Here is a 20517-nt window from a genome sequence, read left to right as displayed (position 1 = left end):
CTCCCGGAAGAAGAGCGGGTCAGTCGAGAAGCCCGGCGTCGCGGGCTTTGCGCAGCGCCGCCGTCTTGTTGGTGACGCCCAGCTTTTGGTACACATTGGACAGATGGCGGCCGACGGTCGCCTTGGTGACGTGCAGTTGGGTGCCGAGCTGCCGGTTGGTCAGGCCGGCGTCGAGCTCGCGTACGATCTCGAGCTCGCGGGCGGTGAGCCCGAACGGGTTGCGGGTAGACCGGGTCTCCCTGGGCAGCAGGTGGTGAGCGCGCTGGATCGACGTGATCGTGCCGGCGAGCGGCTTCGCACCGAGTCGCCCAGCGACCTCGGCAGCCTCGGCGGCCGCCCGTGCGGCGAGTTCGCGGTCACCCTCTCGTGCCGCCGCGCCGGCCAGCCTCGCCAGCGAGTACGCCATCGGGTACGGCCGGTCCAGTTGTCGCCACGCTTCGGTGATCGAGTGCCAAGCCGTTGCGGTGTCGGCATTGCCGGCCCGGTCGGCCTCGGCCGCGCACACGGCGGCCAGCACCGCCGACTCCGTGTCACCGTCCGGCGGACTCGCGTGCCCGAGCAGGTCGCCGGCGTCGAGCGAGTGGTCTGCGGCGACCTTGAGACCGAACGCGCAGAGTTGAAGCCTCAGCAGGTGTTCCTCGGTACCGGCGATGGCCTCGATGCCGTGCCGCACGGTCGCCAGCGCGGCGTCCGGCTCTTCCCGGCTCACGGCGAGCTCCGCGAGGCATCGGTAGAGAGGGCTGAGGAACTTCGGTTGTGCGCTCGGATGGTTCCGCACGCTCTCCAGCAGCCGTTCCGCCTCGGCGAACCTGCCGGTGGCGAGGTCCATCTCTGCCTTGGTCAAGCGCTGGAAGGTCGTCTCGCGCTTGGGGAAGTACCGCAGCACCTCGGCGATCAGCCGGCTCGCCTCCTCCCAGCCGCCGGTCAGGAACAACATCGCGCAGGCGTTGTTGGCGAGCAGACCCGCCTGACGCGAGCCCATCAGTCCGAGCTGCCTGCTGCGTTCCAGCGCCTGCCGGAACACCTCGACCGCCTCGGCGTCCTGCCCCGCCCTTTCCAGACAGACGCCCAGGTTCCCCGCGGCGCGCAACAGGTCCTCGAGGTGGTCGGTCTCCTCGGCGATGCGGTGTGCGTCGCGCAGGGTGGCGATTCCCGTCGTGTGGTCGCCGAGCAGGGTGAGCGCGAGCCCCGCGCTGTTGCGGGCTCTGCCGACCTCGGCGCGGGCGTTCGCCTGTTCCGCCTCCCGCTCCGCCTCGCGGGCCATGGCGAGCGCCTCGGTGTACCTGCCGCTCTTGGCCTCCACCGTCGCGAGTGCCGAACGCACCCGCGACCCCAGCGCGCTGGGCGGTTCGTCCCGCAGCAGTTCGTGCGCGAGGCGGTAGGACCACAGGCTCTCCGCGTCGAACCCCGCTTCCCACCGGTAGCTGCCCAGGCGTTCGTGCAACTCGCCGAGCAGTTGCGGGCTCTCGGACGAGGCCGCGGCGACCGCCTCCTCCGCCCACTCGACCGCCTGCGTGAGGTGGCCTGCCCAGCGTGCGGCGTCGGCGGCGACCTTGAGCACCTGCACGCGGTTCACCGCGGCGGGTGCCGCTTCCGGGTGCCGTGCCCACAGGTCGAGCGCGCGCCGGTACTGGACTTCCGCGTCCTGGAACGCCCGCACGCGGACGGCGAGGTCACCGGCGCCGATCGCCGCTCGCAGCGCCTCGGGCACCCGGTCGGCCGCGGACCAGTGGTAGGCGAGTTCGGGCAGCACGTGCGGGTCGCGGACGACCTCGTCGGCCAGCACCTCGGCGAGCGCGGCGTGCAGCCTCTTGCGTTCCCGGAGGCGCACCGTGCCGTACGCGGTCTCACGTAGCAGGGCGTGCCGGAACCGGTAGGAGTCGCCGAGCACGTCGACCAGCACCTGCCGGTCGAGGCACTCGGTGAGCGCCGAGTCGAGTGCGGAGTCGGTGACGCCGGCGACCTGCGCCAGCAGGTCATCGCTGACCTGACGGCCGGCGACCGCGGCCACGCGCACCACGGTCGCGGCGTCCGGACCCAGCTGGGCCAGCTGGGCGTGCATCAGGTCGGTGAGCGACTCCGGGACGTGCGGATCCGGCCTGGCCGGGTCGTCCGCCGCCACCAGCTGCTCGGTGAAGTACGGGTTGCCCTCGGACAGCTCGAAGTACCGATCGGCCCGTTCCGGGCTGACGTCACCGCCGGTCAGCTCGGCGACGAACGCGCGCAGCTCGCCCCTGGTGAACGGCACCAGCGGCATCCGGTGCGTGTGCCGGGTGAAGTCGGGTTGCGCGAGCCGGGTGCGCAGTGGGTGACCGAGCCGCAGACCGGAGCGATAACCGCAGACCAGCATCAACCTCTGGTCGGACACGGTGAGCGCGAGGTAGGCGATGAGGTCGAGTGTCGCCGTGTCGGCCCAGTGCACGTCCTCGAACACCACGACGAGCGGCGCCAGTGAGCCGATGTGGTCGAACATGCGCGACACCGCTAGGAAGACGTGGTGCTGCGCGCCCAGACCGGTCCCCGACGCGGGCGAGGAACCGGCGACACCGGCGATCAGTGCGGCCAGTTCGTCCCACACCGGTCCGGCCAGCCGACGGGCCTCCTGCTCGCCGTGCTGACGCACCAGCACCCGCAGCGCCTGCACCAGCGGGCCGTACGGGACCGCGCCGCTCTGCAGCTCCAGGCAGCCGCCCGCCAGCACGACGGCGCCGGTCGCACGGGCGGAGTCCGCGAACTCGGCGAGCAGGCGGGACTTGCCGACGCCCGCCTCCCCGTTGACCATCACGACCACCGGCTTGCCCGTGACGGCGTCCTCGAGCAGCCGGGTGAGCCGCGCGACCTCCTGGTCGCGGCCGATCAGCCTGGTCATCTGGCAGGCCCCGCGGCGGCCCTCAGCGCCTCCGCCCAGGGGTAGTCCGGGGAGAGCCGCGTGACGGCCTTGGCGGCGTCCGCGATCGCCCAGGCCGCGCGGCACACGCACCGCAGCGCGTGCAGGTTCGCCTGCTCGCGGGGATCGGTCACCGTGGTGAGTACGACGTCCAGCCGTCCTGCGAAGCCCGCCCCGATCCGCTCGAGCACACCGCCGAACGGGTCGCCGGCGTCCAGGAACGCCCCGACCGACCGCACGATGACCGGCGCTGAGGGGTGGTCGGCGGGCACCGTGCGAGCCGCCAGCAGCAGGGTGTCGGCCGACGCCCGCACGTCCGCGTCGCCGGCGGGATCGAGCCGGTGGCGCAGCAGCAACACGACGGCCAGCAGGAACTGGTCGACGGCGGCGTCTTCCGGCGCGATGTCCTCCGGGTGCTCGTCCACGATCGTGCTCGCCATGGCCACCGCGTCGTCGACGACGGGCACGGCGAGGGCGGGCGCACCTGGCAGCAACAACGCGGCGGCGGCTTCCCAGACCGGCACGTCCGTTGCCAGCGAAAGCCTTCCCCGCAGGAGCTTCCGCACGTCCGCCTGGACTTCCGGGGCCGGTTCGGGCTCGACCTCGACCGGCTGCGGCGCGTCCTCGTCGTCGGCCGGCACCGGTTCGGTCACGACCACCACCGGTCGTCCGCCCGCGGGTGTCGAGAGCAGCTTGCTGGAGCTGTCGAGGCTGACCGTGAAGACGTCCGGGATCCGGAAGGCGCCGTATCCGGGCCTGGCCCGGGTGGTGAACCGCTCCTGGAGGCCCTGGAACTTCGCGATGAAGGTGCCGAGGTTGGCGAGGTTGAACTCGGCGGTGGTCGCGCCGTACAGGACCGCGAGGACGTCGGTCAGCTCCAGCATCAGCTCGGCCATCTCCCGGATGTCCGCACTGAGCGACCGGTCGGCGAGCACGGTCTTGAAGCACTCGGTGGCGACGTCGATGTCGGAGACCGCGACAGGCTGCGGGTTCGGTGCGGCGACCCGGAGCATCCGGTCGTGCATGATCTTTTGCATGGGTCCGGGCTTCGCGATCCTGCGCATGTGCTGGGAGCCGAGGAACAACCGCGCGATCGGCACCTGGACCGGCGGCAGAGTGCCCCTGTCGAGTGCCTCGCGGAAGCAGTCGATCGCCGCTGTGTCGTCCTTGTCGTCGTCCGTGAGGAGCTGACTGCGGAAGCTCAGCCCGGTGCCCAGCAGGAAGGCGGTGCTCGCCCGCAACGGGTCGGTCTCCTCCAGGAGGTCGAGCGACTCCCCGAGTGCGGAGATGGAGTCGTTGAGGTCACCCATCGACGTCGGTGCATGCACGCCGTTGAAGCTGAAGCGCTGCAACAACGCCTGACCGAGACGGCACAGCGGGGCCATGCGCGCGGCGCCGGTCAACCCGGCGAGCTCGGCGCGCAGTTCGTCGATGACGGGGTCTATCGAGGACATGCGTTCTCCCTGGGACGGGGTGGTGGGAATCAGTGGCCTGCGTGGGTGAATCCGGCCCACGCCACGACCCGCCTGCGGTCACTTGCCAGTGAGACCAGGTCCGCGGGCATCCGGGCGGGCGGCACCGGGTCGGGGCTGAGCATCCACAACTGCGCCGCGCGCAACGCCTCGCGCGCCGGCAGGCCTTCCGTGAGCAGGTAGTGGTGGAACAGGAACATCAGTGCGGACGTCTCCGCGTCGGGGATCGCCCAGTGCGTCGACAGCACGGTGCGCGCACCGGCGGCCAGGAACGCGGTGCCGAGGCTGTACGCCTCGTCGTAGCCGTGGATCGACCGGCCGGTGTGGCAGGCGCCCATGACCACGAGCCCGATCCGTCGCTCGGGCACCGCCTCGAGGATCCGGATGATCTCGTCGGCGTCGAGCTTGCCCGCGGCCTTCTCGCGCGGGTCGTCGGGAGCCAGTTGCAGGTCAGCGGTTCCACCGTCGTCGGCGGGCACGAACCGGCCGTGGCAGGCCAGGTGCAGCGTGGTGCCCGCGTACGGCGCCGTGTCCGCGAGCCACTCGCTGACCTCGGTGACGGTGCCCCGGCCGGACGGACTCTGCGAGTCGTCCCCCCGCCGGCCGAGGTACCGCGCGCCGGGGTAGAAGACCGTGCGCACCGCCTGCGCCTCCGCCCGTGCGGCGGTGAGCGGCGGGGCGTCGCCGCAGGTGTCCGGGTCGCCGACGACGAGACCGGTCCTCGTGGGCCGGATCGGGTCGCGCTTGGCGTTCTCGCAGAACAACCTCGCCGAGACGGCCTGGGAGAACGAGGCCAGTTCGATCGCGCGCGTGCCGTCGGCCCTGCGTGCGGCCTGCCAGGGGATGCGGGCCAGGTCTCCCATGGGCAGCAACACGATCGAGGGCACCGAACCCGGTGCGGCTCCGGCGAAATACGACTCGAGCAGCGGGCCGATCGCCGACTGCCAGGCCCAGTCGCACAGCGCGTCGACCCGGTCCGCGAAACCTGCGCGGGCGCCGACCGGAGCGGTTTCGCGAGTGGTTCCGCGTGCCCTGTCGGTCAGCGCCGTCAGGTACAGCTCGACCTCGCTTCCCTTGTCCACCTGGAGGTTCGGCAACATCAGGTACGCCGGTGGGCCCACTCTGGGGGCGATCACCATGAACCCCGGAGCGAGCTGCTCTCCGGCCACCAGGTAGACCAGGGCGTCGGCACGGGACGTGGCCAGTGCCGCCCTGATCTCCCCGAGCGACGGCGGGTCGAGCAGGGTCGCCGCGATGTCGTCGTTGGCGAGCAACGCGGTCATGACCTGCTTGCGCAACCCCTCCGAGTGGCGGCCCTCGTCCAGCCAGCGGTCGGCGAGGTCGGCGTGACCGGCGGCGGTGAGCCGCGCGGGCAGCGCGCGGAGTTCGGCCTCGGCGAACAGCAGCAGGCCGCGGCCCGTGTCCAGCGCGCGCAGGGCACCGGTGGCGTTGGACGCCGCCAGACAGCGGCGTGCGGCGCCCAGCGCGCCACCGACCGCGTCCCTGATCGCCCACTTGGCTTGGGCCGGGTCGGTCTCCAGCAGCACCCTCCACACGTAGGCGCGTTGTGAGGCCATGGTGAACGGACTGGCGCCGGGCAGGTCGCCCAGCCGGTGCCTCACCATGGCGAGCAACTCGTGCGTGAGTGTCCACTGTGGATGGCTCGGCTGCCGCATCCTGGCCAGCGCGCCCTGCAGTGCCTTCTCGGCCTCGGCCAGGCCTTCGGCCGAGCCGGTTACTTCCGTCCGGCGCAGGAGACCGGTCGCGAGGCCGTTCAACGCGAGCAGGTCGAGGTCGTCGCCCTGGTCCATGGCGATGGCGTCGCGGAGGTGGTCGAGCGCCTCGTCGATGCGGGCGAGATCGGCCTGCTCGCCGTTCTGGAAGAGCGTTGCCGCGGCGAGCACCCTGGCACGTCGCTGGGCGCTCGGCGACGGGCCCGCGTTCCGGATGCGGTCGCCGGCGTTCGCACCGGAGCCAGCGGGGTCCAAGACGCTGAACAGCTCGTCCATGCCGCGATCGGCTTCGCTCAGGTCCATGCGATCGCGGAACTCCGGCGGCAGGGTCTCGACCAACGCCTTCAGCTCTTGCATGGCGGCCGCCGCTTCGTGCAGGTCGCTCTTCTTCGCCGCGTCGAGCAACCTGTGCAGGGATGCGGCGTAGCTGTGCATGGCAGGCGCGACCGGGTGGTCACCGATCTGGTTCAACACCTCGTCGAGGGTTCGCTTCATCTTGGAGCCGTTGATCTCGATCCCGTCCCCGGCCGCTTCGACAGCGGCACCGGCGGCGTCGAGGAGCATCCTGGTCACGGGAACGTCCCGGGCCGCCTGCGCGTACCCGGCGAGCTCGCGTTGGGCGGCCACGTGATCGAGCTGTTCACCGGCCGCCGCGCGGTATGCGAGGTGTTGCGCGCGAACGGCAGCGGCGACGAGCGGCCAGCCGACCATCGACTCCGGAACCCGGCCGACGAGTCGCAGCAGGTCGTCCAGGTGCGGCACCAGCACCGACCGGGCTGGACCGCCGCCCTTGGTCACCGTGGTGAGTAGGGTGACGGCGAGCCTGCTGCGGTCCGGGTGCTCCTGCGGCAGGCGCGCCAGGTCGGCGGTGAACGCGGTCAGGTCGTCCGCGCTCACCGAGTCCGGTGTCGCACGCCGCGTCACCGCGTCGCACCGCGCGACGATCTCGGCAAAACCGTTCTCCTCGGCCATCCGGCCCTCTCCTCGTTGCTGCGGCGGGTCTGTTCGAAAAGAACTGACGGACGGAGACCTCACTCCTCCGCGCGGGCCGCGGCTTCGAGCAGTTCGAGCACCGTCCGCTCGGCCAGTCCGCGGGCCAGGAACTCCGGCGGCCACGCGGCGGCGCCCGGCGTGCGGTCCAACTCGTCGCTTCCGAGGCTGCGGACGAACACCTCGGTGACCACGTCGGTGGCCGCGCCGGCCGGGTTCTCGCCCAGCGCGACGCGGGCCCCGATGTTCCGCAGGGCCACACTCGCCAGTTCCCGGAACGGGTCGCCGTCCGGGTGTGCGAGGTCGGGACCGTCCGACGACGTCCTGGGCAGCGGCACCGCCGAGTGCTCCTTGTGCCCCAGCGGGCGTTCGACGTAGTCCGCGTACCAGCGCGGCTTGGAGCGCATCGCCGCCAGTACCGTCTCGACGTCGCGAACGACCTCGCGGTAGGCCGACTCGTAGTCGTCGCCGCAGAGGATGGCGCGGTGCTCCGCCCACCACTCCACGGGCCAGACCGCGGCGCCCGCCACCGAGTCGTTGCCGACGAACTCCAGCAGGTCGACGGCCAGCGTGATGAGCCGGGGCTCCTCGCCCAGCGCCGTGGCGAGCCAGCGCGGCACCCGCGGCTTCTGCAGGGCGCCGCGTTCGCCACGCCTGCGCCGGTAGGCGTTGATCGTGGCGAACCGCAGCCGCCCGTGCACCCACCCCTCCAGGTTGTGCACGGGCATGGTGGCGTGCAGGAAGACGTCGTCCAACACGGCGTCCATGTCGTCGTGGAACCGGTCGAGGCACGCGGCCTCCAGTCGCAGCACCGAACGGGCGCAACCGCGGTGCCCGCGCTTGAGCTCCAGCTTCCTGGTCAGCTGGGTGAAGACGACGGTGTGCGCGATCGCGTACACCGCGGCCCGCAGCCGGCGGTGCTCCTGGACGGACGCCTCGGCGGCGGTCTTCGCCAGCAGGCCCTCGGCCGCGAGCCGGCGCACAGCGTTCATTTCCTCGGTCATGGCTGCATCTCCCGAACAACGCTTGGATGAATTCGGCGTCGTTCTGAAAATGCGCTCCGACGCCGTGAACGGATTCGGCTTCATGCGCTTCATCCGATGTTGGCGACGCTAGGGGAGTCGTCCTGGTGCAGGCCATCTACCAGTACAAAGATGGTTACAATGCGGTAGTCCGCAGTCTTCTGAGGTGCTATTTCTCAACCGCCTGAAGCTTGTTCTCAACCGGTTGAAAAACTCGCCTCAACCGGTTGAGAACGACGTGCTCACTCGCCGGTGGGCGTGGAATCGCGGGACGGTCGCCAGGTGACGTTCTGAGGGGGCAGACCCATCGCCCGCAGGTCCTGCGTCAGACCGGGCAGCGCACCGCGCCGCGGCACGCCGATGATCCACACGCCGCCGTCGCCGGCAGGTCCTACCTGGAGTCGCGGTGACTCGGGTTCGTGGTCCACGTACTCCGCGTACCGGCGCCGGGCCAGTTCGGTGCGCAGCACCATGCGCTGGTTGGCGGAGCCACGCCAGATGCGCGAGGTCGGCGCGGCCACGTCGTACCGGCCGGTCACCAGCACGTCGACGAGGTCGGCCGCGCCGCGGCGCACCTCGTCCAGTTCGGTCTCGTCGTAGCCGGTGAAGAGCAGCACGTCCTTGTCCAGCCCCGTTTCCCGGCGCACGGCGCGCAGGAGGTCGCGCAGCGCGGCCGGTTGCTGCAGGGGTTCGCCCCCGCTGATCGTGAGGCCGTCGGCACCCGCGCCGACCGCCTTCCGCCACAACACGACGAGGTCGTCCACCTCGACTTCGGTGCCACCGACCGGATTCCACGTGTCCTGGGACATGCACCCCTTGCACGCGAGCGTGCAGCCCTGCACCCAGATGCCGAGTCGCAGACCTGGACCCAGCGCGGTGACCGGGAAGTGGGTGCGGCTGATCCGCAACGTGCTCACGGCGCCACCTCTGCCACCGGTGGCACCGCGTCCTGCACTGGTAGCGGTGCCGGCTGCGGCCTCAGTCCCCGGCGGTGCTGCACGGCCTCGGTGAAGCTCGGATCACCAACGGCCTGGGTGAGCGACGCGAAGTACGCCTCCTCGGCCGCCGCGTAGGCGGATCTGATCGCCCGCACGAGCGGCTCCGGCCCGACGTCGTCCTCGTCGCCGCCGGCGGCGTGCTCCGGGCACAGTCGCGCGATCAGCAGCCGGCGTTCGGCCTCGACCTGCTCCCGCCGTTGCCGGTGCAGCGCGTAGGACTCCTGGAACGGGTGGCGGCGCGACAACCCCAGCAGGTACGAGGTCGCTCCCGTGACCAGCAGTCCTCCGACGAACATCAGCACGACCGTGACGGGCGTGACGTGAAGGGGTGTGAGCTTCTCGTGCTGTAGGCCCAGCACCGCGCCGCACATCCACCCCAGGACGGTCACCACCGCTACCCAGAACGTCATCGTGAGCAGCACGCCGGCGGTGAGCCGCCGCTCGCTGCCGGTCGCCTGACGCGATCGCGCCATGAACGCCGCCACGTGCGGTGTGGCCACCAGGAACACGGCCATCGACGCGCACAGCGCCCAGATCGACGCCGGAGCCGTCCTGTCCTCGAGGAAGTGCCCGAACACCAGGTGGTGGACCGGGGTCTGCGCCACGACCAGCAGGAGCAGCACCAGCAACCGCCACACCAGCCGTACCGGAACGGTCTCGCCCTCCCACACCGGGTCGTCGCCGTCGGGAACGTCCCGCGCCGCGTCCAGATCGGCCTGAGCTTCGACGGTGTCCGCCATCGGCTCGCGGGTGCGGGCCCTGAGCACCGCCAGGTTGTTCATGGCGGTGCGCGCCGAGTCCATGAAGCTGCCCGCCTCCTCGCTCTGCTCACGCAGGTGCGCGGTCCGGGCGTTCGCCTCGACGTGGCGCTCCAGCGCCGAGTGCACGGCGCAGTCGCGCAGGTGCCGCAGGCTCAGGACGTAGCTCGGGTCGTACTCGGCCGAGTGCGGTGCCGTGGGCTCACCGAACGACCAGCTGTCCAGCACGTGCCTGCGCGCGTCGGCGGCTCCCTGCGCCTGCGCGTCGGCGATCAGCACGGAAGCGGGGATGCGCGGGTCGACCTTCGATTCGGGCAGCGGCACGTCGCCGATCGCCGTGCGCAGCCGCCGGGTCCGTGCCCTGCTGCCAAGGGGAGTGGTCACTGCGGTGGTCCTATCGCTGGTCAGAGGTCATAGAGCGTGACCGAGCCCTCGGCGTCCGCGGCGAATCGGATGACGTCGCCGCAGCGGAGGGTGGTGTGGATGGACGGCGGGAGCTCGGTGCCGTTCACGAAGGTGCCGTTGGGCGTGGAGGAGGGCGAGATCCACGCCCTGCCGTCCGCGTCGACACCGATGACGGCGTGCCCGCGCGAGACGTTGGGGAACCCGCGGAACACGTGACCGTGCTCGCCCCGCCTGCCGAGGGCGGTCTGTCGGCCGCGGTCGAGCTCCACCTCGCCGTCGCGGAACTTCAGGTAGAGCGCGGGAGGTGTGAGCGAACGACCGCACCCGTCTTCGAGGCATTCGACGTTGGTCTCCACCGGGGACTCGGTGTCGCAGTGCCAGCAGACCTTCGTGGACCACGGCTGCCGTTCCGGACGTGCGCCGCCGGCCGTGCTCGTGGTCGAGGGGTCGGCTTCAGGAGCGTTCTCCACGACCACGGGCTCCAGAGAGCACATGTGTGCGGCGCAGAACGACTCCGCGTCGGAGAAGACCTCGGTCGGGTCGTCCGGGCAGCGCATGCTCATCGCACACCTCGGTGGACCGTCGCCCACAGCGTCGCGCCCGCCGTACCGTCGCCCGCCTGCACGCCGGTGATCACCACGCGGTCACCCGGCTGTGCGTCCTCGTGGAACAGCAGCCGCGCCAGGGGGTTGATCAGCACGCTCTCCAGCTGGTTGCCGATGCCGCGACCGCCGTTGTCCGGGTCGGCGGTGCACATGCCCTGCAACTGCTGCAGGCCCGCCGGGGACAGTTCGACCTCGACGCCGAGCTCGGCGTGGACCTTGCGGATCACGTTGCCGAGCTGGCCGCCGAAGATCCCGCCGGCAGTGCGCGGGTCGATGAAGTCGAAGATCACGATGTTGTCGCCGAAGCGGTTGAGCAGTTCCGGCCGGCCGAGCTCGGTGGTGAAGTGGTCGCGGATCGCTCCCTTGACCTTCTTCTCCAGTTCCACGTATGGCATGCCGGGCTTGACGAGCAGTTCCCGCTCCCTGGTCTTCGGATCTGTGCGGATGATCCCGAGGTTGGACGTGAAGATGAGCACGCACTCGGTGAAGTACGTCGTCACGCCCTGCCCGTCGGTGAGCCGGCCGTCCTCGAGGATCTGCAGGAACTTGTCCAGCAGCAACGGATGCGCCTTCTCGATCTCGTCGAAGAGCACGACCTGGAACGGCTGCCGGCGCACCGCGCCGGTGAGCTCGCCGCCCGCCTCGAACCCGACGTAGCCGGGCGGAGCGCCCGTAAGTCGGTCGGCGGCGTGCTCGGCGGAGAACTCGCTCATGTCGAACCGCAGGTAGGCCTGCGCGTCGCCGAAGAGCAGTTCGGCGACCTGCTTGGCCAGCTCGGTCTTGCCGACGCCGGTCGGTCCGGCGAAGAACAGCACGCCGCGCGGGCGCGAGTCCGACGTGTTGGCCTGTGCGCCGGACAGGCCGAGCGCTGCTCGTTTGAGGATGTCGAGCGTCTTCGCGACGGCCTGGCCTTGGCCCTTGACCCGCTCGGTGATGACCTGCTCACCCTTGATGATCTGGTCGCGGACGCTGCTCCGGCGCCACGGGTTGTCGTCCACGCCGAGCTTGTAGATGCGCACCGCGTCCGCCACCCGGTCGGCACCCAGGTCGCGGTCCCGCGCCAGCAGCGTGATCCGCCGCATCGCCTGCAGGGTCATGCCCTCGGTACGGTTCGCGAACACCTCGACAGGGTCCGTCTTGGCCACCGGATCATCCTGAGTGGACGGCGGGAACTTCGGCATCAGCGACCGGGCCCGCTCCAGCCGGTGTTCCAGCGTCGGCAGGCCGACGGCGACGGCCCTGATCGACTCCACCCCCGCGGTGAACCAGGCGGGCAGGTCGCGTTCGCCGTCGACGAGCCACAGCACCGGGTTGTACAGCGGTGCCTGGCGGGTGCTGGGGAACGTGTGCGCCTTCGCCGCCGAGGCGAGCTTCTGGCACAGCAGGAAGAAGTCTCGCTCCTCCTCGCTGAGTTGACCGGGTGCCCGCACCAGCCGGGCGGCGTGGTCCACGACCACGGCCACCCGCGCGGCCGGCCGCAGCACCGGCGCGACGGGCGCCGCGGAGCGGGACCCGCCGGCCTCGATCGGCGGCTGCTCGGGCACGCCGACCGCTTTGGCGAGGTGCATCCGCAACCTCTCCGGCGAGGGACGGCGGCCGACGACGTTCGATCCGAGCACCCGCTCGACCGCCTGCAGCGCCGCCGGGTCGTTCGGCGGGTACACGCCGATGCCGTCGATCTGGTCGTACGTGATCAGCGCTTCGAACCCGCTGGGTCGCAACGCGCTCCACAACGCCCTGTGCAGCGGCATGATCTCGCCGGTGACCAGGAACTCGTCGCGCAGGTTGCCGTGCAGCACGTACTGCGAGTGCACCGACAGGGTGCCGACGATCTCGTTGACGAAGGTGGGATGTCCCGGCAGCAGGCTCCCGGTCTGGTGGGGGAGCACCGCGGTGGTGTCGGTCATGAGTTCCTCTTCACCTGCCTCTCGATGAGCGTGCCGTTCTCCTGGGCCGGTTCCTCGACGTACCTGGTCTCCTGGCCGACCGGCATGTCGCGGTTCATCCGCACGGTGATGTTCTGGCCGTTGTCCGAGACCTGCTTCCCGACCTGTTCGAGGTCGTCGGCGAACTCCTCGCAGCGCTCGCCGTCGCGCGCCCTGGCGGCGTCGCCGATGGCACCCGCGGGCCGCTGGAGTCTGCTGTGGACGGTCCGCTTGTGGTCCACCCAGACGGTTCCGTTGTGCTGGCCGCCCCACTCCGGCTTCGCGACCTTCAACCCGACGGCGTTGCGCGTGTCGAACGTGCCGATCACCTCGTAACCCTGTTCCTGCAGGCAGTGTTGGGTGACCCGGAGCGTGAGGACCTGGTCGGCCTTCTCCTCCATCCACGCCATCGCCTGCACCGCCTCGGCGCGACGCTGCTGCGTGAGGTCTTCGTCCCCGGAGACGACCCTGCGCAACGCCTCCACGGCGTCGCCGACCGACGGCGGCGGCGTGATCGAGGCCTCTGCGAGAGCGTCCGGCAGCGGTCCTTCTTCCAGCGCCTGCAGCCACGTGGCCGCGAGCCTGCGCCTGGCCACCCGCGGGTTGATCTCGTCGGTGACCTGCCTGCGCAGTTGCCTGAAGTAGACGTCCCCGTCGCCCTGCGCCCGCGCGACCCTGGCCGCTGTCGCGAGCACCTCGATGCGCTCGTCGTCACCGGCGTCCGGGTCGAGCAGGGCGAGCACCCGGTGCACCTCATCGGGCGAGACCGTGGGTGCGGGAGTGGCGACGGCGGCGTAGCGGGCCCGCAGCACGTCCTCGTAGGAGTCAAGCGTCTTGTCCGCCGACGCGCTCCGCGCCTGCGACGCGAACAGCTCCAGCCTCGGGCGGGGGAGCCGGCGGTCCAGCTCGGCCTGCGCCAGTGCCACCGCTGCCTGCGCCTCCGCGGCCATCCTGCCCAGTTCGGCCGGGCTCTTGCTCGACGTCAGCCGCAACGGGTGCGGCACGACCATCGAGATGCCGGCCGCGACGACCCGCTCGTGCAGCAACCGGATGCGGGCGTTGACCGCGACCACGTCAGCGGCGGCTGCCGCCCACCGAAGCGTGTCCTCGGACCGCGCCTCGATCGCCGCGACCTCCTCCACGGTCCGTTCCCCAGCTTCGGCGACCGCGCGAACCCCACCCTCGATGGCGGCGTTGGCCGCCCTGACCACCAGCACCGCGCCAGCCGCGATCACCACCGCGCCGACGAGCACGACCGCGCCCGCCGCCACCGCGGGCAGCACGACGGGCGCGAGAACCATTCCACCTGCACTCATCCTGACCTCCTCGCCGGATACCTGACGGACGACCTCAACCGGCCGCGATGATCGCGAGCTCTTCGCGGTCCCGCTCGCGCCACGCGAGATACCGCTGGACCGTCCACACCACCATCAGCGCCACCACCAGGAACGGCACGAACACCGGCTGGAACGCCGTGAGGGCAGCGAGTCCGGCCAACGCCACCAGCACCGCGGGCACCGCGATCCGTCTGGTCAGCAGGCGCCGCGCGATCCGTCCCAGCACGACCCGGCCGCCGCCGAAGAACGAATACGCCGGGTGGTAGCGCTCTCCCGCGTCCCACGCCAGCAACGACTCCGTCACCAGCACCACAGTGAGCGCAACTACGGAAGCCAGGTACGCGTCGAGGATCTGCGCCTCGGACGCGAACCCGACGACCTCGCTGAACGTCACGAGCGCGTACAACGCCACGGCCAGCACCACCACGGCGACCGCGGCGTACCCGAGGGCCATCGGCCGGTTCAGGCGCCGCAGCGTCTCGCGCTGCCAGGCGGTGCGCCGCAACCACGCGTCGTGCGCGCGCCGCTGCCGTTCCTCGGCTTCGAGCCTGTCCGCCTCGCGGTTCGCGTACGGCGCCAACGCGAGCGCGATCCACCAGTAGTCCCTGCGGCGCACCAGATCCTCGAACCACGGCAGCTGCAGCGCCCTGTCCTCACGACCGAGTCTGAGCTGCAACTCGGATCGCGTGGCGTCGGTGGCGCAGGCGGCGAGCAGGGAGAGCACGAGACCGAACGACTCCCGTTGCCGCGACAACCGCTGGAATTCGGCGCGCACGTCATCGGGCCGCAGCCCGCGCGCCAGGTCGCGCAGCCTGCCTTCCTCGGCGTGCCACTGAGTTCTGATCTCCGCCAGCCCGTCGCCGCCACGGGCGGTGGCGAACAACGGCAGCAGGTCGGCCTGCCACAGATCGGTGATGATGCCCGTCGCCTGGCCCTCGACCTCGTCGAACGCCTCCTGGGCGAGGACGGCCAGCTCCGCACGGGTGATGTCGCGTTCCCGGTACACGGCTGGCTGCCCAGGATCCATGCGGCGCAACAGGTACAGCAACCTGGTGTCGGCAGAGCGGAGTCCACGCGGTTCTCGCACGAGGCCGCCGTGGTCGGGGAACTGCTTCAGCCAGGTGGTCAGCGCCCGCCTGCGGGGACGGGCGTCGTCGCCGAACAGCAGCTCGCGGGCGACGTTCCAGTGCCTGGACATCGACAACGCCAGCAGGTCGCGCGCGTGGTACTCGGCACCGAGGAACACGTAGGGCGTCGCTGCGGTCTGGCTGCTCGAAGTCGGAGCGGGGATCGCCGCGACCGCCGGCGACTCCCCGCGCAGCCAGGCGTCCACCTGTTCGGCACCCCAGCGAAACCGGAGGTCGGTGGTGAGCAGTCCGCGGCACAGCAACGCGATGCGCTCGTCCCGGACACCGTCCACGTCGATCTGGCGGCCGACGAGCTGGGACCGGACGATGTCGGGGTGGACGCCTGCCCACAGCAGCTCTCCGGTCGCGAGCTCTCTGAGGGTGATCCCGAGCGACCACCAGTCGAACCCCGCCTCGATCGCGCCGCCCGCGAGGTACTCCGGTGGCGTGTAGGGAATGGTCCCGACGGTGTCGCGCTCCTCCGGCCGGTAGATCGCGTCATGCGGCACGTGCACGCTGATGCCGAAGTCGGCGATCGCGACCTCCAGCGGCTCCGCCGACCGCACCAGCACGTTGGCGGGTTTGAGGTCGCGGTGCACGATCTGGTTGTCGTGCAGAGACTTCAGGCCGGCGCTCACCTGACCGACCAGCTCGGTCAGCACCGCCGGGTCCACACCGGACGGACTGCTGTCGCGCCACGCGCGCACGGTGCCACCGGGCACGTGCTGCATCACCTCGTACGGCTGGCCGGACGCGACGCCCGCCTCGTGCACCTCCACGACGTGGAGTGACCGGTTCCTCGTCAGGTACGCGGCCACGTGCCCGTCGAGCCCGGGCGGACCGTGGTGCACCTTGAGCACCCGGTCCGCTCCCGACGAGCGTTCTCGCGTGAGGAAGACCTCGCCCTGCGAGCCGTTCCCGGTCAGCTCGCGCACGACCTCGAAGCGCTCCAGCAACTCGGCGGGCAGCATGTGGCCGGCGGGCATCGGTGCCCGGCCGGGGTCGATCACCGTGGGCGGTTCGTTCCCCGGCCGGGGGCGGCCGGCGTCGAGCACGGTCACCGCCTCCGCGAGCAGCCCGACCGCGCCGACGGGTCCGTCGCGGCCGGGGTCGCGCACTGTCGGCGCTTCCTGCTCGGGCGTGGTCATCGTGCTGAGCAGCTCAGTTCGACGACGACCGAGCGGTTCTGCGCGGCCGGGCCGGGCAGCAGCACCCCGCCGGGGCCGAGGTCCTGCACGTGATGCGGACCGGAGGCGCCGTCACCACGGGTCGTGACGCGGTCGGCGGTGATGCCGAGCCGCACCAGCAACTCCTTCACCTTCTCCGCCCGGCGCTTGGACAGTTCCTTCAACCCAGCCTCGGGCCCGACGGTCGCGGTGTTGCCGATCAGGGTGAACTTCTCGTTGCCGCCGGCCACCGGAGTCGCCAGGTCCCGCACCGTCCGCTCGGCCGCGGCGGGGTCGCGGAACTCCGCCTGGTCCGGCACGAATCCGACGGCCCCGCTGTCGCTCAGCACGGTGGTGCCGCACTCCTTGAACGGCGGCGGCGGTTCCGGCAGCTTCACCGGCGTCACGGGTACGGTGGTCTCGAACGCGTCGCGGCGCGAGGCGACCTGCACATCGGCTGTGCAGCCGGCGCCTGCCGCCGTCACGACCGTGCGCCACAACTCGGCCACCTTGCCGCGCAGGTTCTCGTCGAGCGGCGCCTGCGGTTCGGCGGTACCGCCGAGTCCGACCAGCACCACCGACTTGCCGGTCAGGTCGGGGAGCAGGTTGCCGTTCTTGAGGTACGCGGCCATGTCGGCGGGCACGACGCTGAACATCCTGTTGTCCTGGTAGGACAGCGCCCCCGCGGTGGACAGCCCGGAGTCGATCAGCACGATCGTGCCGCCGGACGGCGTGACCCTGCTCGCCTCGGCGAGTGCGCCGAGCACGTCGGCCTCGGCCTTCTTCGGCTCCAACTGGGTGACGACGGAGGCCACCTTCTCGACGGCTTCAGCGACCTTCTTCTGCTTGCGGGCGTCGTTCTGGGCGTCGACCTTCACATCGGCGCTCAGGGCGACCGTCGGCTGCCCGTCGACCCGGACGACCTGAACCCGCCCGCCCTGCTCCGCTGTCGTCTGGACGAGCGACTTCACCTCGTTGGGCAGGCTGGGACGCTGACTGCCCATGCGGGCACCGACGACGAGGGTCAGCGCCTTCCCGGAGCTCGCGGGGCAACTCCCGGCAGTGCCGGTCGTCTCACCGCCTACCGGTGTGCTCCCGTTGTTCTGGGAACAGGCGGTGAGCACTGCGGCCGTGGTGAACGCGAGCAAGCCGGCGAGCACGCGATTCGTGTGGTGGTTCGTCATCTCAACTCGTCTTCCTCGTCGGGCGACTCGGGGTTCCCGGGGGATCGCGGCGGCAGGTCTGGCCGCCGCGGCGCGGGAGGCAGTTCCGTTTCCTGGCCGGTGTTCTTGTCGAGCAACTTGAGCTGGATCTCCCGCTTCACGCGGTCGGCGGCCGCGATGCAGCGGACCTGGAGGCTCTCCCACGCCTGGGCGTGTTCGAGGCGGGCCTTGTCGACCGTGGCGGCGAGCTTCGTGCTGCCGTGGAGGTTCGACTCGAGGCGGCTGTGCTTCGCGGCGGCCTTGGTCCGCAGCGACAGGGCGCGGTTGTACCTGCTGACCTCCGGCTGGTGACGGAGGAATCCGGCGCCGCCCGACACCACGCCGGTGCTGACGTAGAGCGCCAGGAACAGCCATGCGGCGAGGTGCTGCTCGTGGAGGGCCGCATCGGACATGCCGGTCTGCTCGACGCCGTCGACGACGAACGCCGTGCCGATGTCGAGGCTTGAGTACTCCCAGCGGAACGCGAACGCGGCCGCACCCAGTGCCACCCAGGCGAGCAGGTTCACCCACGCCGTCGTGCGCGAACCCGCCGCGTGCCGGGTGCTGACGGCCTTCTTGGCCTGCTGGCCGAAGGTGTGCGACATGGCGATGCAGATCACCGTGAATCCGGTGACGACGACCCAGAGCATCTCCTCGGACTCGTCCAGCGCCGGCAGCAGCACCTGGTGGAACGTCACCAGGTCGACGCCCATCGCGGCGAGCAGCACGAAGTAGTAGATGCCGGTGCTCCAAGGGGAGTGCCCGGCGATGAGCGACGGGTCGCCGTGGATCGGGATGCGGCGGCGCAACGGCCCGGACCTCGGGAAGTTCGCGGGTGTGGTCATGAGTCCCTGCCTCGGCGCTTGTTGCGTGGTTCGGGGTTGTAGAAGGGGGCGTCGGGGTCGCTCAGCCGTTCCAGCGCGTGCGACACCGCGGCTTCCAGGTCGTCCAGCACGTTCTGCTGGTCGTCGTGGTGGATCTGGTAGAACGCCTTCACCTCGGTGACCCGGACGGAGAGCAGGTCCAGTTCGGCCTGGACGGTGTCGTGGTGCGTCTTCATGTTCGCCAGCCAGTCGGCGATGTGGGCGTCCACGTACCCGAACAGCACGGGCTGAGCCGCTACGGCGTTGCGGTCGTTGACGTCGTCGGCCAGCTCGAGTGCGCGCGTGCGGACGTCGGCCATGTCGATCTCCGGCGACGACTGCCCGCGCAGTTTCGGCAGGTGCTTGCGAACCTGCTTGAGCGCCAAGGAGGCGCGGAGGAAGGGAAGTGACTTCACGCGGGCTCCTCGATTTCCTCGACCGGGTACTGGTACGGCTTCTTGCGGCCGGTGCGGCGCACCGGCGGTGCCACCTGTCTCGCGAGGTGGTGGAGCTCGAACTGCCCGCGGCCGAGTTCGGCCGGGTCACCGTCCGGTTCCTCCAGCACCCAGGAGGGCAGGACTTGTGCGGTGAAGCGCAGGAGCGCGGCGATGTACACGCCTTCCGGGTGGATGTGCACGTTGTGCTCCCAGTAGGCCTGCACCCGCGTCGCGTAGTGCTCGCTCATGGCGCGTGCGTTCGTCTGCGCCACCACGAACTCGTTCCTGATCCGCTCCTCCACGACGGCGATCCGGCTGCTGATCTCGTCGCGGGCGTTCTGCTGTGCTTCCTGCCTGGCGCGGGCCTCGGCGATGCGGTTGGTGCGTCGCGTGTCGCAGCGGTTGAGCAGCTTCTGCTGGTTGCCAGAACCCAGTTCGTCGTAGCTGCGCGGGCGTAGTTCCTCCGCCGTCAGCGGAGCGTGCGCGTCGACGACGAGCTGAGCGGTCCTGCCGAGCGTCTCTCCGGTGAGCTGCCAGTCCCTGCGCAGCTTGGCGAGAGTGGCCCGGTCGTTGTCGACCTGCTTCTCGAACCTCTCGTGCTCGCCGGCGACGGCCTGCAACGCCCTGCTCAGGAGGACGTCCGGGTAGGGCGCGGAGAAGACCTCGCCGTCCTCGGCGAGCGCCTGCACCGTGCGCAGCGACGGCACGCAGTCGCGCCCGTCGCGCCGTCCCCTGGCGCGGTCCTTCAGCTTCTGCTGCGGCCGGTACCGAAGCCTGCTCATCGTCCCACCTCCGGTGGTAACACCATGACGACCTGGCGATGCGCGTCGAGCGCGGCGCGGTGCCGCAGCGCGAGCTTGGCCAGCGCGTTGGTCTGCGCCCGGAGCTCGGGCACGTCGGCCTGGCCCGGCACGCCTTCCTCGGCGACCGGCAGTTCGAGCTGTGCGATGGCCTGCAACGCTGCCAGGACGTGCCCGGCCGCGGCGAGCTCGTCCGCTTCGAGCAGTCCGGCGGTGCCCTTGTCGAAGCCCGCCCGCAGCCGGGCGCGGCAGTCCGCGTCCTCCGGTTCGCCGAGCTGTTCGGCCTGGCCGACCACCAGTCGCGCGCGGGCGATCCGGCGTTCGGTCGTCCGGCGCAGCCGCGTGCAGAGCTGGGCCAGCTCGGGGTGTCCGGCGATCCTCGGCACCCGGCCCGGCCGGTGCCACACGCTGTCGTCCGGCTCCACCCGCCTGCGTCCCGGCGAGCGGGGCGTCGTCGCCCCGTCGGCCGACACCAGCAGCGCCGTGTCGGCGGCGTTGGACAGCAGCCGTTCGGCTTCGGCGGGCCGCTCGCCGCTGTCCAGCAGATCAGCGCCCGCCTCCTGGCGCAGCAGGACGTCTACGACGTCTCGCGTCAGCCGGGTCAGCCGGCCGGGACGATCCGGTCGCTGCGCGCACATGCGCGCCACCGCGTCCCGCACCAACGCGGCGTGCACGCGCTTGCGGCGGACGCCCTGAACCCAGGCCAGCGCGGTGGCCACCAGTGCTATGACGAGCGCTGCCAGCAGCGCCCACAACACGTTGTTCCAGTCCACGTTGTCTCCATGACGGA

At 71.0% G+C, this 20517-nt stretch carries 15 protein-coding genes; all 15 read right to left on the bottom strand.

All coding sequences use genetic code 11. From position 1 onward, the window contains the following. Positions 1-19 precede the first annotated feature (19 nt). The 15 genes from DFR72_RS26600 to DFR72_RS26530 all read right to left on the bottom strand — a co-directional run bounded on the left by DFR72_RS26600 (position 20) and on the right by DFR72_RS26530 (position 20500). Positions 20-2869 carry an ATP-binding protein gene (locus DFR72_RS26600; protein ID WP_090063178.1) on the bottom strand — a complete coding sequence of 950 codons (2850 nt, stop codon included), beginning with the start codon at positions 2867-2869 and terminating at the stop codon, positions 20-22. Continuing rightward, positions 2866-4341, bottom strand: coding sequence for a hypothetical protein (locus tag DFR72_RS26595; RefSeq protein ID WP_090063176.1), 1476 nt, complete (start codon positions 4339-4341; stop codon positions 2866-2868). Before DFR72_RS26595 ends, DFR72_RS26600 begins: the two co-directional genes overlap by 4 nt. Positions 4342-4370: 29 nt before the next feature. After that, a complete protein-coding gene (locus DFR72_RS26590) occupies positions 4371-7064 on the bottom strand; it encodes a CHAT domain-containing protein (RefSeq protein ID WP_114773771.1) in 2694 nt (897 codons plus the stop codon). Positions 7065-7123: 59 nt separating this feature from the next. Continuing rightward, the gene (locus DFR72_RS26585) at positions 7124-8086 is read right to left on the bottom strand and encodes a hypothetical protein (protein WP_143086591.1); all 963 of its coding nucleotides are present in this window, start codon (positions 8084-8086) and stop codon (positions 7124-7126) included. Positions 8087-8346: 260 nt separating this feature from the next. Beyond that, a complete protein-coding gene (locus tag DFR72_RS26580) occupies positions 8347-9021 on the bottom strand; it encodes a 4Fe-4S single cluster domain-containing protein (protein WP_090063173.1) in 675 nt (224 codons plus the stop codon). Further along, positions 9018-10244, bottom strand: coding sequence for a hypothetical protein (locus tag DFR72_RS26575; protein WP_090063171.1), 1227 nt, complete (start codon positions 10242-10244; stop codon positions 9018-9020). Before DFR72_RS26575 ends, DFR72_RS26580 begins: the two co-directional genes overlap by 4 nt. A 20-nt stretch (positions 10245-10264) precedes the next feature. Beyond that, positions 10265-10828: an FHA domain-containing protein gene (locus tag DFR72_RS26570; protein WP_090063170.1), complete on the bottom strand. Its 564-nt coding sequence runs from the start codon at positions 10826-10828 to the stop codon at positions 10265-10267. After that, positions 10825-12777 (bottom strand): AAA family ATPase, encoded by a 1953-nt coding sequence (locus tag DFR72_RS26565; RefSeq protein WP_090063168.1) that lies wholly within the window; start codon positions 12775-12777, stop codon positions 10825-10827. The genes DFR72_RS26570 and DFR72_RS26565 overlap by 4 nt, the downstream gene beginning before the upstream one ends. Then, complete coding sequence (locus DFR72_RS26560) at positions 12774-14111, bottom strand: hypothetical protein (RefSeq protein WP_143086590.1); 1338 nt, start codon at positions 14109-14111, stop codon at positions 12774-12776. Before DFR72_RS26560 ends, DFR72_RS26565 begins: the two co-directional genes overlap by 4 nt. A 34-nt stretch (positions 14112-14145) precedes the next feature. Next, the gene (locus DFR72_RS26555) at positions 14146-16407 is read right to left on the bottom strand and encodes a protein kinase domain-containing protein (protein ID WP_090063165.1); all 2262 of its coding nucleotides are present in this window, start codon (positions 16405-16407) and stop codon (positions 14146-14148) included. Beyond that, complete coding sequence (locus DFR72_RS26550) at positions 16404-17609, bottom strand: OmpA family protein (RefSeq protein ID WP_170176407.1); 1206 nt, start codon at positions 17607-17609, stop codon at positions 16404-16406. The genes DFR72_RS26555 and DFR72_RS26550 overlap by 4 nt, the downstream gene beginning before the upstream one ends. Then, the gene (locus DFR72_RS45710; RefSeq protein ID WP_170176406.1) at positions 17606-18472 is read right to left on the bottom strand and encodes a hypothetical protein; all 867 of its coding nucleotides are present in this window, start codon (positions 18470-18472) and stop codon (positions 17606-17608) included. The genes DFR72_RS26550 and DFR72_RS45710 overlap by 4 nt, the downstream gene beginning before the upstream one ends. Then, positions 18469-18906, bottom strand: a complete 438-nt coding sequence (locus DFR72_RS26540; protein ID WP_090063160.1) for a hypothetical protein — start codon at positions 18904-18906, stop codon at positions 18469-18471. Before DFR72_RS26540 ends, DFR72_RS45710 begins: the two co-directional genes overlap by 4 nt. Then, positions 18903-19709, bottom strand: coding sequence for a hypothetical protein (locus tag DFR72_RS26535; RefSeq protein WP_090063158.1), 807 nt, complete (start codon positions 19707-19709; stop codon positions 18903-18905). The genes DFR72_RS26540 and DFR72_RS26535 overlap by 4 nt, the downstream gene beginning before the upstream one ends. Continuing rightward, on the bottom strand, positions 19706-20500 hold the full coding sequence (locus DFR72_RS26530) for a hypothetical protein (protein ID WP_090063157.1): 795 nt from the start codon (positions 20498-20500) through the stop codon (positions 19706-19708). The genes DFR72_RS26535 and DFR72_RS26530 overlap by 4 nt, the downstream gene beginning before the upstream one ends. Positions 20501-20517 lie beyond the last annotated feature (17 nt).

Source organism: Lentzea flaviverrucosa (assembly GCF_003350445.1).
GTDB classification, from domain to species: domain Bacteria; phylum Actinomycetota; class Actinomycetes; order Mycobacteriales; family Pseudonocardiaceae; genus Lentzea; species Lentzea californiensis.
The sequence above is the reverse complement of the archived record's forward strand: the minus strand, read 5'-3'. Positions and strand labels throughout refer to the sequence as shown.

Coding starts and splice junctions, on each gene's coding strand:
- DFR72_RS26600 (WP_090063178.1), bottom strand. CDS start 2,869: ATGACCAGGCTGATCGGCCGCGACCAGGAGGTCGCGCGGCTCACCCGG.
- DFR72_RS26535 (WP_090063158.1), bottom strand. CDS start 19,709: ATGAGCAGGCTTCGGTACCGGCCGCAGCAGAAGCTGAAGGACCGCGCC.
- DFR72_RS26550 (WP_170176407.1), bottom strand. CDS start 17,609: ATGACGAACCACCACACGAATCGCGTGCTCGCCGGCTTGCTCGCGTTC.
- DFR72_RS26585 (WP_143086591.1), bottom strand. CDS start 8,086: ATGACCGAGGAAATGAACGCTGTGCGCCGGCTCGCGGCCGAGGGCCTG.
- DFR72_RS26560 (WP_143086590.1), bottom strand. CDS start 14,111: ATGAGTGCAGGTGGAATGGTTCTCGCGCCCGTCGTGCTGCCCGCGGTG.
- DFR72_RS26565 (WP_090063168.1), bottom strand. CDS start 12,777: ATGACCGACACCACCGCGGTGCTCCCCCACCAGACCGGGAGCCTGCTG.
- DFR72_RS45710 (WP_170176406.1), bottom strand. CDS start 18,472: ATGACCACACCCGCGAACTTCCCGAGGTCCGGGCCGTTGCGCCGCCGC.
- DFR72_RS26590 (WP_114773771.1), bottom strand. CDS start 7,064: ATGGCCGAGGAGAACGGTTTTGCCGAGATCGTCGCGCGGTGCGACGCG.
- DFR72_RS26595 (WP_090063176.1), bottom strand. CDS start 4,341: ATGTCCTCGATAGACCCCGTCATCGACGAACTGCGCGCCGAGCTCGCC.
- DFR72_RS26570 (WP_090063170.1), bottom strand. CDS start 10,828: ATGAGCATGCGCTGCCCGGACGACCCGACCGAGGTCTTCTCCGACGCG.
- DFR72_RS26555 (WP_090063165.1), bottom strand. CDS start 16,407: ATGACCACGCCCGAGCAGGAAGCGCCGACAGTGCGCGACCCCGGCCGC.